The sequence below is a fragment of the Coleofasciculus sp. A1-SPW-01 genome, assembly GCF_040217205.1.
Taxonomy (GTDB): Bacteria; Cyanobacteriota; Cyanobacteriia; order Cyanobacteriales; family Coleofasciculaceae; genus Coleofasciculus; species Coleofasciculus chthonoplastes_A.
The window spans coordinates 1-14,365 of sequence record NZ_JAVJNP010000132.1 but is presented as its reverse complement, the minus strand read 5'-3'; the positions used below and the strand labels follow the sequence as shown (position 1 = coordinate 14,365).

Sequence of the window (14,365 nt, the reverse complement as noted above, 5' to 3'; positions counted from 1 at the left end):
CTTTTCCCAACAGTTCAACAGTGGGAGATTGGTTGGTGTTGAGAGAGATGAGGATGTGACATTGTTGGGCGGGGTTATCGGGTTGGCTGGGTTGGGTGGCGAGGTAGTGGAAGAGGTGACTCCCGAAGAGGCTGTCTTGATTCTGGAAGCTGGGATTGAGGGGAGTGTTGGCGAGGAGGGCGGTGGCGCATTGTTCAGCGAGGGTGGCGCAGTCGGTTTGGGCGTCTACTTCGGCGTATAACAATAGGGTTTGTCCGAGGGAAGCTTGGATGGTGTTGGGGAGGAGGGATTGAGGGTGGAAATGTTGCAGTTGGGGGAGGGTGATGTCGAGGTGGGGAGAGTCGGGAGTGAGAGTGAGATCAATGGCGTAGGTGTCATTGAGGCGAAAGGGTTGCAGATTGGCGGTGATTTTGAAGCCATCGGCGGTGGGGATAGCGCCTAAATCGATATCTTTTTGGGCGTGGGTAAGCCAGTAAGTTTTTTGTCCGGGTTCGTTTTGGGGGGTGTATTCGGTGTTGGTGTAGCAGATGAGTTGGGATTTGAGGGTAGTCAGTCCAGGGAAATGTCCCAGATTAGTCAGATTATCCCATAATAAAGCCGCATCATCCGCCACGCGATCGGGGGCGTCGGTGAGGGTTTGACGCAGGTGGAAGGCGTAGAGGGTGAGGCTGAGGTTTTTCATTGATTAGTTATTGGTCTTATGTCATTCGTCATTCGTCATTTGTTGATGTAATTTGCCGCGATTTTTTTTTGCCTATAATACAGAATATCTTTTGGGGTACGGCTTTGTGTTTAGCTGAAGATATCGCCCCTCTCCCCCAGCTCACAAGGGTAGGTTTTTTAAGATTGCGGTTCAGGTAAGACAAGGAAGACAGGTAGACCAGTAGACAAGGAAGAGTGAGAACGAAAAATAGGGCGTTTCGGCTTTTAGAAGTTAGTTTGACCGAACCGAATTCTGTACGGTTTTTCCCCCTTGTCTTCTTTCCTTCCTTGTCCCCTTGTCTTGTCTCCACCCTTAAATAAAAAACCTACACCTGTCAGCCTCTTCGTAGGGGGGAACGAGGGGGGTGGGAGAAGGGGTTAGGGGATGAGGGTGAAAAATTGTCACCATTAAACTACACTTTGTTTAGGCTGACCGCTATTACAGCGCTTTTGGTAGTAAGTGAGGTACACAGACAGATCCCCGACTTCTTGAAGAAGTCGGGGATCTTGCTTGAAGCTCTACCTCATCAACCTGAAATCTGCTGTAACTTTCACCACTCACAACTCATCAATCGCTGACAAACTATTCAACAACAATTCCTGTAACTCCTCCGTAAACGCTTCCGGACTCAAATTATTTCTAATATAAATCGCATTGAGTAATTGATCCGTCGCCCGATCCTGTTCATCCTTGTCCAAAAACGCTGCAATCAATGACTCCGTTGTCTGTTTCATCCTTTCCCAATTCGCCTCATCCGTTTCATCTTGGAAATGAGCCGCAATAATCGTTTTTAAAGCGGCTGTATCCGGATCAGGCATTCTCACCCGCAGACACCGACGCACAAAAGCCGGGGGAAAGTCTCGTTCAGCGTTACTGGTCATAATAATAATCGGAAACTGAGAACAATGAACTCTCCCCCGCCGAATCGAGGCTTTAATCCCCGCATCTTCAATTCGCACTTGTACCGGTTTAGAGTTACTATTGTCCGCCTGAGTTGACGACTTATCCGCCCAACGGACTAATTCCGGAATCTCATAGTTTCCTTCTTCAAACAGGTGCAACAGTTCGTTGGGTAAGTTAATGTCACTTTTATCAATTTCATCAATCAATAACACTCTGGGATACTGAGAGGGTAAAAAAGCGGTTCCCACCGGACCCAAGGTAATATACTGACCAATATCCGGCGATTTACCTTTGTTAAGCTGGGAATCTTGGAGTCGTGCGATCGCGTCATACCGATAGAGTCCATCCTGTAAGGTAGAACGGGTGGTAATCAGCCAAGTTAAGACGGGTCCCAATTTAAGTTCATGGGCAATAGCATAAGCTAAAGACGTTTTTCCAGAACCCGGATTTCCCGTTACCAAGAGGGGACGCCGTAAATACAACGCCGCATTCACCGCATCCGCTACATTCACTCTCGGCGGTTTACCCGTCTCATCTTCCCCTTCATTATCAATCGATTCATCCTCTGGTTTAGGGGAATGCAGCCTAAATTTTCTGCCTTTTTCTTTTCCTTGTTTATTTTCCTCAGCATCCGCTAATTGTTGCACCGCTTCCCAGCGTTGTTTGATATCTTCAAGTTCGGCTGAATCGTCAATCTCTCGAAATCGCCGCCAGGGAGGAGGCGGTGGCAAATTGGCAATTTTAAAGCCATGTTCTTGTCCATCGCCGTAAAAAAAATACCAATCATCCGGATATGTTCTTGATGTCACACTACCCTCCTGTGATCCGTTTAGCTTGCCAGTTGATTAAACTTGGGTAAATTAACTGGCTTGCGCTCAGTATTATCGCAGAGAACGGATAAATTATACCCCAAAAGCGTCTCTCGATTCGGTTGAGCCAAGTCTTGCTTACGAATGTCTAGGATTTTTTCCGATAATGTATCTAAATCCGAGAATGAGTCTGTTGTGGTTAATGTATTCAAGCTGTCTATAGCAGGCTGACACAGGTCTTGATTTTTCAACCAGAAACACAACGGAATTCCTTTTGCCAATAAAAGCTCAAAAAACACCGGAGTTTTGCGCGGGGGTAAGTCACAACACAGTTTAACAATGATAAATCGTTCCAGTTCTAATGCCAATTGTTTCTTGTTTAAAGCACTAGATAATAAACTGGACAAGTTCCTATCTTTATCAAAGTCACAGATATCATTGGGTTTGAGTTGTGTCATTTTTTGCCATTTAATCAGACAAGCATTCTGCCAATCGGGTTTTAACAGTCGATTTAACGAGCGTAACATCACCGAATATTTCTCGCAGAGGGCGATATCATCTTTCTTCCAAACTTGAGGAGGCTTGAATTCAAACCGCTTACTGAGGAGTTCGGTGGGCAGAAATAATTCAATCTTCAAATTGTATGGCTGATTCTGTAAAACTTTTGCGTGTAAGTAGTTGTCTTTAACTTGTTGAATAAACTTATAAATCACATCAGGAATCTCTTTCTCGAAATATCCCTCAGTTTTCATGTCCTCTGGATTTAAATCAATGGGTTGATTTTGGGTGTTGGGAAAATCCTCAATAAACTCGGCTTGGATGTTAAAGGTTTTCTTCTTGGTTCTGGTTTTACCCAGCAGCGGATAAACCAAGATTAAAATATAGCTGTGGAGAATAGAATTGGATGGCTGTTCAGTCGGACAATCAAGAGTAGGATAGTTCTGCTGAATCCACCGTTTTAACTTATCGTTTAGATCAGGCGGAATATCTGGGCGAGTTAACAGATTAATCACAGAGGATTCGACAAAATCAGTTAAGCTAGGACAGATAGTCGATAACCCCATATCTTCTGGATTATTAAGACAATTGAATAATAGGCGATCGCCTTCAATTATCCCTAACAAATTTTCCTCTAACTCTTCAATATTATGGAAATCAAAAAAATGCTCAACCTGTTTCCCGCTAGTTACATCTTGCATAATAAAAATGAGGGCTGACAGTTGCTCATAAATAGTGAAATTCGCTTTAACTCTGGGATACTCTTGACCAACTTGTCTAACAAAATCTTGAAAAAGCCCTCTGTTCTCTAATTCTTTAATAGCGTAAATTAGCCTAGTTCGGTAGTCATCACCGGGAAGTTGATTGTAAAAATTATTGCCAAACGTCCCTTCATTTTCCAGGAAAATACTTTTCACCTGATCTTCACTCAGTACACCTTCAATATCTTGGCGAAGTTTTTGCTTTTGCCGATCAGTTAGACTCATGTTCAAGATATCAACATCACTCTCAATCGAAACTAGGCAGCATTACCTTATATATTAACAAAGAGCGGCTCGTAGTAAGGAAACCTTAGCTCTAGATCCCGTTGGGTTGAGCGAAGTCGAAACCCAACTTACAACTCTAAGCAGCATTACCTCATATATTAACAAAGGTGCGTTACGCAGCGCTAACGCACCCTACATTGTAGGGGCTTCTAACTTTTCATGAGAAATCAAAAAACCTGCCTATCGGGGCGGGTTTAGTCGCATCTGTGTGCAACCGAAGAGATAATAGTGACACCCGCCCCTACACCTTTACATACCATACCTGACTAGCAAAGACGTTCGGTCAAAATCATTATATGCCGTGAAAAGTCAGATATATTAACAAAGGTGCGTTACGCGGCGCTAACGCACCCTACATTGTAGGGGCTTCTAACTTTTCATAAGAAACAAAAAAACTGCGTATCGGGGCGGGTTTAGTCGCATCTGGGTGCAACCAAAGAGATACAGCGCTTGGCGCTGTAATAAAGTACAGTAGATCAAAGTCCCCCTTCAGATCCCCCTTCCGTCCCCCTATTTGATCCCCCTTCCGTCCCCCTATTAGATCCCCCTTCCGTCCCCCTTAAAAAGGGGGAAACCAGATGTTGCTTCGCTTTTTGTTCCATGGGGGAAACCAGAGGATGCTTCGCTTTTATTGCACGGGGATTTAGGGGGATCGACAATGTACCGCATAGCAGAGCAAACTGCTGTAATAGTGAAACCCGCCCCTACAATTCTAATCCACCAATTCAGGTGTGCCACGCCACTACGTTAATTATAGGGTTTTCTTGCTCCAATTATAGGGTTTTCTTGCTCTAATTATAGAAGTTTCTTGCTCCAATTATAGGGGTTTCTTGCTCCCCTCTCCCCTGGTGGGAGAGGGGTTGGGGGAGAGGGGGTTATTACTTAATTTAACACCTATAACAGCTTACCTACGCCCAATTTAACCGAGAACATCCCGTGCAAAATTCGGATAATCCTCTCTAACAACAGCAATAAAAAATGAAAGATAACCTCGATTCTCCAACTCTCGAATTAAGCGAATCACTCGCGTTCGATAATCACCGCCAGGAATCTGATTATAAAAATTCTTGCCAAACTTCCCTTCATTTTCCAGGAAAATACTTCTCACCTGATCTTCACTCAACACCGTTTCAATTTCATCCCGCAACCTCTTCCTCAATTCATCCGTCAACTTAAACAACACCGCGCTCTTTTGCTCACCTTCTCCTAACCCCCCTTTTCCCCATAAACACCCATCAGCCGCATTCATATAAATCACCGGAATCGCAAAATCTAGCTGTTCATAACCATTATCCAGAGCAATATTAAACCGCGCCTGCTGTACAGCAGCATTCACAGACTTACCCTTAACAATTTCCCCATAAAAATTCTTTACAAAACCACTCACCGTCTGATTAGACACTTGATACTGCATGGCAATAACCACAGGAATCCCTTGCAGCATCAAACGAGACGCCACACTACTAAATCCATCCGTCTCTGATTGTTTTCCCGTCTCACAAGCTTGCAAAATAACCACTTTAGGACGATGCTGAGTAAATAATCGACTAAAAAAATCAGCCGTTTTCCAATCCGGTTCCCCAGAATCTCGCACTAATGCTACTTGTCCAACATCCTTGCCATTTTCTGAGATTAATTGACCATGACCAATAAAGTGAAAGATATCCGGTTTGCCATTGCTTAATTGTTCAGCAACTTTTCGCGATGTCGCCGGATTAATCGCGGGTAAAAGTTGAATCTTGTCCTGTTGATTAGCCAGCCCAGTTAAATAACCTTGAACCTCCTGATAGTCAACCTGACTCAACTGAGAATCAGCAGTCGGTCTAGCCACAACTAAAGCGATTTTTAGAGATTCATTTGCCCCTACCTGAATCGCTGGCTTCTCCTCTCTATTCACGTTATACCGACTCCGAACCAAACTCAAACTTGGATCAGTCGCCAATAGAATCTCTCCCCGTTGATACCGTTGGGGAAAACGCAACAATTCCCAGGGATACGCCATTAATTCCGGCATTGCCGTTTCATTAATCTCTAGACTAATCTGTAACCGTTCCTCCTTTTGTACAACAATCTCTCGATAGGTTTGCCAGAAATACTCCCGGAGTTGAGTATCAAATAAACACTCAAATAACGCCTCACCAACTTTTCTAATTGACTCCCCCGTTAACCGAGAGGAATCAGTAATACAATCTTGAACAGGCTGATTTATCCTATCCAGCCGTAACCTGCCCGTCGCTTCATTCAGAACCTGAAACGCTGAACTCCATAATGTCACCCTAACCGACGTTTCATTCGGGACACAAATCTGATAAATAGACTCAATTTTATCCATGAGGCAGTATTATCTTATTCTCACCAATCCAGGCTTCTTTTTGACCCACCGCAAACTGTTTAGCCGCCCTCGCCTTACTGCCAAATATATCCTTTAAATGACCAGGAAGGGCTTTGATTACATGACTTAACTCCCCAAAGAGCCAATCCATCTCCGGTTCAATCCAAACCTGCCCAGTTAACTCAATCGAGTCCCAACCTTTAGGCACTTTAAAAATAATCCCAAATTTAACAGTTGCTTGATCCTGAAGTTTCGGCTTCTCAATCCGCCAGTAACATTCCGAATTATCATCCCCTTGGGCAATAATATCAAACTTACCCAGTTGATAATTTAACCCATCCAAAACCGTAAATAATTTCAGATTATCTTTACTGCCCACATTCGCTTTCAGCCGATTATAATCCGGAAGCCGTTCAACCTTGGCGAGTTCAGCCGCATCCACCCCAGCGCTGACATCCAGATTCGCATCTAAACCCAGATTCATCTCCACGCCAATATTAATAATCGGCTGCCATTTTGCCCCAGGGATAATCCGATGCACAATCGGTGCTTGATTTCCTTGAGAACCAAAGCTAAGATGACATTCCAACCCAGAAATCTCCACACTAGGTTGGGGGCGAGGATCAACGCTGACAACCATCGAATAGAAGTCAAACTGATGCATTAACTGGCGAACTTCGTAATCTAATTCAATCCCTTGGGCTGCAAACCCCTGTGCAGTCAGTGGGATTAAGCGACTACGCGGATCACCAAAGGTTACACTGGTTTCTTTAAGGCGTTGAATCGCGGTTTTTCCTCGCGCCCCATCTTGCGCCTCTCCTCCGGCTAAGTTCGCCTCTTTTGAACTTACTTCCTCAAGTAAATCATTGAATAGTTGTTCCGCTTCCTCAAGATTCGGTGGTGTCAGGTTTCGATTCATCATCAGTCATTCCGAAGAAACAATAGGTAACCCCGCTAACGCCATAGCAATTTCTGCTTCACTATACTCGCTATCCTGCAATCGTCCGGCGTGATAATCGATATAGGATTGTATATCAAAATGACCATGACCACATAAATTAAATAAAATCGTGCGACTAATCCCTTCTTCCTTACAACGTAAGGCTTCATCAATTGCCCCTTTAACCGCGTGATTGGCTTCCGGTGCAGGTAAAATCCCCTCAGTACGGGCAAACATTACCCCTGCTGCAAAACAATTTAATTGGGGATAGGCGCGGGGTTCAATTAACCCTAACTCAACTAAATGACTGATGAGAGGACTCATTCCGTGATAGCGTAATCCTCCTGCATGAATCCCTGGCGGTACAAAGGAACTGCCTAATGTGTGCATTTTTACTAAGGGAGTTAGATGTGCCGTATCGCCAAAATCATAGGCATATTTTCCTTTAGTTAATGTCGGACAAGCAGTAGGTTCTACAGCGACAAATCGAGTCGTTTTCTGTTCACCCCGTAACTTTGCACCGAGAAAGGGAAAGGCAATTCCGGCAAAGTTGCTTCCCCCGCCTGTACAAGCAACAATAATATCCGGATAATCTCCCGCCATGTCTAATTGGGCTTGGGCTTCTAAACCAATTACGGTTTGATGTAAGAGAACATGATTTAGTACACTACCCAACGCATAGTTCGCCGTTTTATTTCCTAACGCTACCTCCACCGCTTCACCGATCGCAATCCCTAAACTGCCTTTACTCTGGGGATTATCTGCCAGAATTGCGCGTCCGGCTTGAGTTTCATGACTCGGACTTGGGATCACCTTGGCACCATAGCTTTCCATTAAAGCGCGGCGATAGGGCTTTTGTTGGGCGCTAACTTTGACCATGTAAACCACAATTTCTAAGTCAAATAATGCCCCCGCAAAGGCTAAAGCTGAACCCCATTGTCCCGCCCCAGTTTCTGTGGTTAAACATTGAATTCCAGCCTCTTTGTTATAGTAGGCTTGAGCAACAGCAGTGTTGGGTTTATGACTTCCGGCTGGACTCACGCCTTCATATTTGTAATAGATTTTAGCTGGTGTATCTAGGTGTTTCTCTAAGCGTCTGGCGCGATAAAGTGGAGTCGGGCGCCACTGACGATAAATGGATTGTACAGGCTCAGGAATTTGTATGTTCGGTTCGGTACTGACTTCTTGTTTGATTAATGCCATCGGGAACAGGGATTCCAAGTCAGTCGGCGTAATTGGTTGACCCGTGGCGGGATTGAGAACACCAGGTACAGGTGTGGGTAAATCTGCTTGGATGTTGTACCAAGCTTTGGGCATTTTGTCTTCAGAAAGGGTATATTTAATCTGCATCTTGGTTCGTTTGATGAGAGTTTAATTGCCTCAGAATAGTGAGATTTATTTTATCTTATAGTGTTTCGTTATAGCGGCAACGCCTGTATTAACACACCCTGCTACCGTTAAAGTCCCCCTATTAGATCCCCCTCCCGTCCCCCTTAAAAAGGGGGAAGCCAGCGGATGCTTCGCTTTTTGTTCCAGGGGGGAGACCAGATGTTGCTTCGCTTTTTTTGCATGGGGAAGCCAAATGATGCTTTCCCATATCCCAGACGTGCTATTACACGTCTCACTCTGAATTATTCGCCTCCAAATTGTTGGCGCAATTCTTCTATTTCTGTATCCTCTAACTTGCGAAATAGAGGAGGCGGAACCTCAAAAGAACGACCCGCTACCAAGGCATTAAAATCCACCGCCTGAGTTAACCTTTGCGTTCTCTCTGTTTCCGATAACTGCAATGCATCAAAGAGTTTCTCCGCCGTAAACGGAATAAATGGACTCGACGCGATCGCATACAACCGAATCAGATTAATAGAGGTGCGAATCACCAACGCCGCTTCGTCCTTATTTTGCTTAAACAGCGCCCAGGGTGCGCGTTCATCAATATATTGATTTCCCACTGTCCACAGCGCACATAAGGTTTCAGCGGCTTTGCGAAACTCCAGATTTTGCAGGCAATTACTCAGTTTCGTTATCAAACTTTCACAACTTTCCTGCAACCGTTGTTCCGCCTCTCCCGGCGTTCCCCCTTCTGGAATTACTCCTTTAAACCGACTATTGGCAAATTTGAGTATTCGGTTGACAAAATTACCCAGATTGTCTGCCAAATCCTTGTTTATCTTAATTTGAAATAATTCCCAGGTAAACGCTGAATCAGCCGATTCTGGAGACATAGCAATTAAGGCATAGCGCCAGTAATCAGCGGGTACAATCTCTAAAGCTTGATCCGAAAATATCCCACGTTTGGAACTGGTGGAGAATTTACCGCCATAATAGGTTAACCAATTGAAGCCCTTAATATCATCCGCCATTGTCCAAGGTTCCCGCGTTCCCAGAATCATCGCGGGCCACATAATTGTATGGAATGGCAGATTATCTTTTGCCATGAATTGAACATGGCGAATATCTTGGGAATCATACCACCACGATTTCCAATTATCCGCTTCAGCCTGTTGATTTGCCCATCCTTTCGTAGCAGAAATATAGCCAATGGGAGCATCAAACCAGACATAAAATACTTTACCCTCAAATCCCGGACGGGGTACAGGCACACCCCAACTCAAATCGCGGGTAATACAACGGTCTTGTAATCCTTCATTTAACCATTTCAGGGCAATGGATCTAGTCAGAGTCGTCCACTCTTGCTGATTATCTACCCAGGAACGCACTTCATCACTCAGGGTAGTCAGCTTTAAGAATAAATGTTTAGTGGTACGGACTTCTAGATTTGTACTCCCGGAAACCGCAGAACGGGGTTCTATCAAATCCGTGGGATCTAATACCGACGTACAATTCTCACACTGATCCCCTCTAGCGCGATCGTATCCACAATGGGGACAAGTGCCAACAATATATCGGTCGGGTAAGAAACGATTATCTTCATGAGAATAAACCTGACGAATTTCCCGTTCTTCCATGAAGCCATTTTCATCGAGGCGTTGATAGAAATGCTGGGTTAACTCATGGTGATCTGGCGAGGATGTGCGACCAAAATAGTCGAAAGACAGTCCAAACCCGCGATAGATTTCCGCTTGCCGTTCGTGTTGTTTTTGACAATAGGTGGTGACATCTAATCCGGCTTCTAATGCGGCTAATTCAGCCGGTGTACCATGTTCATCTGTGGCACATATAAACAGAACCGATTCGCCTTCCTGTCGCAGGAAACGGCTATAGACATCAGCCGGAAGCATAGAACCGACTAAATTTCCCAGGTGTTTAATCCCATTGATATAGGGCAACGCACTTGTAATCAGATACTGCATAAATTTTACGTAGGATGTGCCAAAGGGTACAGCGTTTGTAGTAAGCGCTTCAGCGCTTCTGGCAAGCTTCTTGCCTACTACGAACCCAGCTTAAGTCAGTAACATTTACCTTAAGACTATTGTGCGTCAAGTTATGCCAGATGTCTTCACAATCCCATCTTCGAGATAGGTTACTCGGTCAGCGACATCCAGAATACGGGGGTCATGAGTCACCATCAGTACTGTACACCCTTCCTCCTTTGCCAACCGCCGCAATAATTCAATCACCCGATGTCCACTGGTTGAGTCGAGTGCTGCCGTGGGTTCATCTGCCATGATAATCTGAGGATGACCGGCTAAGGAACGTGCGATCGCGACTCGTTGCTTCTGTCCCCCAGACAAGTTAGCAGGGCGTTGGTTGGCGTGCATCTCTAATCCAACATGTTCGAGCAACTCCTGTGCCTGATATCGCGCTTTAGTCCCCCGAATCCCTTTAATATTCAGCACAACTTCTATATTCTCGGCTGCCGTTAGCGCCGGAAACAGGTTAAAATGCTGGAAAATAAAGCCAATATTGTTTCGCCGAAAGCGGGCTAGCTTGGCGCTGGACATTTTGGTGATCTCTTCTCCCAGTAGGTATACATTGCCCAATGAAGGGGTCAGTAGTCCCGCCAGGATAGAGAGGAACGTCGTTTTTCCCGAACCCGATGGTCCCATGAGGATTTGAATATTACCGCGCTGAATTTGCCAGTCAATCCCTTTGAGTACTTGATAGCGCTGATTGCCGGATTTATATTCCATCGTTACGCTTTCAGCAATGATGGTGTCCCATTGCTTCGGTTTGCGATCGCTTGAGCGCCGATCAAGCTGGTTTCGGCTTTTTATAGACACAACCACATTGATATAAGCGACAGTCCGGGTCTATCTGTAAAGAAATATAACATAAATAGCCCAAGTTAAACTCTCTTCAGATAAAGAGCCATGATCTGGATGATAGCGAATCCTGACGGATCAAATCCGTTGCTGGGTGATACTTGTGAGACTGTCAGGGGGTGGCTTGAAAAGGGGGATTGATACCCAAAATGTTTTTGAACTCCCTTGAATTTACAAGCAGGAACTCAATTAATGCTTGTTAAGCTGTCACGCATTTAAATTGGGAATGGGTAGCGAGCAAGATGCAAAGCCTGCGGCATGGCTTCGCTTAACGCATTACAAGGGTTGTGCCGTTTTTGACATTAAGGTTTAAATGCCGAACCGCTTATTCACGACTAAATATTAAGTTACATCACCGCTTAACTCATTTGAGAATTGTTAATCTTTTTCAATTAAGCTTGACGAGCAGGTTAAATCTGATTAAAGTCGGTTATCATGCGAGCAAGAGTAAGTATTTTGAGTTAGATTGCCCAGCCAAGTGAATTGCCCCAGACTCAACTCTGGTGAGTCGTATGACCGCTGAATTTAAACCCTCCTGGGAAACGCCACCCTTGCTCCCAGAGACTGACTTGGGTGAGATGGTTAGCCGAAAAAGAGTGAGTGCGATCGCAGCTTGGCAGATGTGTTAGATACAATATATAGATCTGGCAACGCTGGAATATTATTAAAAGTCCCTTTGAAACCCAACCTCTGCTGGGTTAATGAATCAGCCATGAACAGAGTACATCTTTTAACCGCCGCTGTTACCGGATTTTGGCTTTGGGTTTTCAGCCTTGGCACCTCCTCTGAAGTCCTAGTTCTGGCGCAGCCGATTCCCGCAGCAGACGGTACAGGGACAATTGTCACACCGGATGGGAACCGCATCGACATTTCCGGTGGGAGTCTTTCTGGGGATGGGACAAACCTCTTCCACAGTTTCGAGCAGTTTGGCGTGAATCCCAGCGAAGTCGCCAACTTTTTAGCCAATCCTGATTTAAATAATATCCTCAGTCGCGTCGTCGGTGGTGACGCCTCTGTGATTAACGGCTTAATTCAGGTAACAGGCGGCAATCCTAACTTATATATAATGAATCCGGCTGGGATTATTTTGGGTCCGAATGCCCAACTCAATGTCCCTGGTGACTTTATCGTCACCACCGCCGACGCGATCGGTTTTGGCGACAACAATTGGTTTAATGCTATTGGTGGGAATGATTATCAGAACTTAATCGGAACCCCTAACCAATTTGCCTTTGATGGAACAGAGGCGGGAAGTATTGTTAATGCAGGGGATTTAGCCGTATCAGAAGGGAAAAACTTAACCCTACTGGCTGGCAATGTTGTTAATACCGGGAAACTAACCGCACCAGGAGGAAGCATTACCGTTGCAGCCGTTCCCGGTTCCAATTTAGTCAAAATTTCTCGCCCTGGGGGATTATTGTCTCTGGAAGTTGAACCACCGAGGACGCCAGACGGGGAAGTATTGCCAGTCCAACCTGGAGATTTAGCTGAATTGTTAACGGGTTCGGGGGAAGAGGTTGATACAGGCGTCGAGGTTAACGAATCAGGCGATGTACAACTGGCAGATACTGGAGTCACCTTACCAAAACAGACAGGAGTTGCGATCGTATCCGGTAAAATTGATGTTTCTCACACAGGGGCTGTAGGGGAGCAAAGCCTTGCGCCCTCGCCCTCATACTCAACCGGGGGCGAGATTAATGTGATTGGCGATAGAGTAGGTCTAATTTCTGCCAACGTAGACGCATCAGGAACCCATGGTGGTGGGATAGTCCAAATTGGAGGCGCTTATCAGGGTCAAGGAACGATACCCAACGCCTCAAGAACCTATGTCAGCCCAGATTCAGAGATTAAGGCTGATGCTATCACCAATGGAGAAGGTGGAGAAGTCGTAACGTGGTCAAATAACGCTACCCGATTCTACGGCACAATTAGCGCTCAAGGTGGAATAGAAGCAGGAGATGGTGGAAAAGTTGAAGTATCTGGAAAACAGTTTTTAGACTATAACGGCAGTGTAAATACCCTAGCGCCTAACGGAAATATCGGCACATTATTACTTGACCCAACCAATATAGAGGTCGTTAATGGCAGTGGAGACCAGTTTGCTCCTGGATTAGAGGATGTAAATGAGTCCAGTGACCCTGACCTGCCATCTGACCCAGGTACTTCTGGTATTGCCAAAATAAATCCGAGTTTAATCAACGGTGCTACCAGCAAAGTCATTCTGCAAGCTAGCAATAATATTACCTTTACCAATGCCATTAGTATGACAGGAGAGGGTGTGGGACTAACCGCTAACGCTGGCAACCAAATTGTAGTCAAGGCCGATGCCGATATCTCCACGAACAATGGTGCAATTGAACTCAACACCAATAACGGCACAGGCGGGATTGCATTAAACGCTAACTTGAATGCTGGAACCAACACAGTTATCCTCAATTCTCCCAATGGAGCAATTACCCGCAGCATGGCGGGAGAAATTACTGCCAATACTCTTAACGCCACAGCGACAACATTTGGTACTAGCGGTAACCCAATTCAAACCAATGTTGAGCAATTGAGGGTAGACACCACAAAAACAGGGGGTGACCAATTCATCAGTGAAGAAAATGGACTGAGTCAACTCGAACTGATAGCCGGCGCCGGAGATACAGGAGGAGCGATTACGCTCATCATTGGTGGTGCAATTAACGACCATGATGCTACTCGCGACATACTCGCTCAGAAATTATCTGTGGAGATTACCTGAACAGGGGATTTGGGGAGTGCACAACAGAGGATTGGCATTAACGTCAATGATTTGACTGTGGATACATCAGCACAAGATGGCAGTCAATTTATTGACCTCAGAAGTGGTGTCACTCAAGTCAATCTCACCGCAGGAGAGGGAACTGTAAATCTCATCGGTCAA

Annotated in this window: 9 protein-coding genes and 1 pseudogene; 2 read left to right on the top strand and 8 right to left on the bottom strand. The window is 45.3% G+C overall.

The window, feature by feature from the left end; genetic code table 11:
• The 8 genes and pseudogenes from RH949_RS20720 to RH949_RS20685 form a co-directional block, all read right to left on the bottom strand.
• Positions 1-682 (bottom strand): annotated as a pseudogene (locus tag RH949_RS20720) (hypothetical protein); the annotation flags it as partial.
• A 578-nt stretch (positions 683-1,260) separates the two neighbouring features.
• Positions 1,261-2,415 carry an AAA family ATPase gene (locus RH949_RS20715; RefSeq protein WP_446355810.1) on the bottom strand — a complete coding sequence of 385 codons (1,155 nt, stop codon included), beginning with the start codon at positions 2,413-2,415 and terminating at the stop codon, positions 1,261-1,263.
• A gap of 20 nt (positions 2,416-2,435) precedes the next feature.
• A complete protein-coding gene (locus RH949_RS20710; protein ID WP_446355808.1) occupies positions 2,436-3,899 on the bottom strand; it encodes a VMAP-C domain-containing protein in 1,464 nt (487 codons plus the stop codon).
• A gap of 979 nt (positions 3,900-4,878) precedes the next feature.
• Positions 4,879-6,291 (bottom strand): CHAT domain-containing protein, encoded by a 1,413-nt coding sequence (locus RH949_RS20705; protein WP_446355806.1) that lies wholly within the window; start codon positions 6,289-6,291, stop codon positions 4,879-4,881.
• A complete protein-coding gene (locus RH949_RS20700; protein ID WP_446355804.1) occupies positions 6,284-7,213 on the bottom strand; it encodes a hypothetical protein in 930 nt (309 codons plus the stop codon). Before RH949_RS20700 ends, RH949_RS20705 begins: the two co-directional genes overlap by 8 nt.
• A gap of 3 nt (positions 7,214-7,216) precedes the next feature.
• Positions 7,217-8,581, bottom strand: a complete 1,365-nt coding sequence (locus RH949_RS20695) for a TrpB-like pyridoxal phosphate-dependent enzyme (RefSeq protein ID WP_446355802.1) — start codon at positions 8,579-8,581, stop codon at positions 7,217-7,219.
• Between the two features lie 281 nt (positions 8,582-8,862).
• On the bottom strand, positions 8,863-10,545 hold the full coding sequence (gene metG, locus RH949_RS20690) for a methionine--tRNA ligase (protein ID WP_446355800.1): 1,683 nt from the start codon (positions 10,543-10,545) through the stop codon (positions 8,863-8,865).
• A gap of 126 nt (positions 10,546-10,671) precedes the next feature.
• The gene (locus RH949_RS20685; RefSeq protein WP_006098630.1) at positions 10,672-11,421 is read right to left on the bottom strand and encodes an ABC transporter ATP-binding protein; all 750 of its coding nucleotides are present in this window, start codon (positions 11,419-11,421) and stop codon (positions 10,672-10,674) included.
• Positions 11,422-11,960: 539 nt separating this feature from the next.
• On the opposite strand from RH949_RS20685, the gene RH949_RS20680 reads away from it, so the two are divergent.
• Both RH949_RS20680 and RH949_RS20675 read left to right on the top strand, forming a co-directional pair.
• The gene (locus RH949_RS20680; protein ID WP_446355798.1) at positions 11,961-12,086 is read left to right on the top strand and encodes a hypothetical protein; all 126 of its coding nucleotides are present in this window, start codon (positions 11,961-11,963) and stop codon (positions 12,084-12,086) included.
• An 83-nt stretch (positions 12,087-12,169) separates the two neighbouring features.
• Positions 12,170-14,203, top strand: coding sequence for a two-partner secretion domain-containing protein (locus RH949_RS20675; RefSeq protein WP_446355796.1), 2,034 nt, complete (start codon positions 12,170-12,172; stop codon positions 14,201-14,203).
• Positions 14,204-14,365 lie beyond the last annotated feature (162 nt).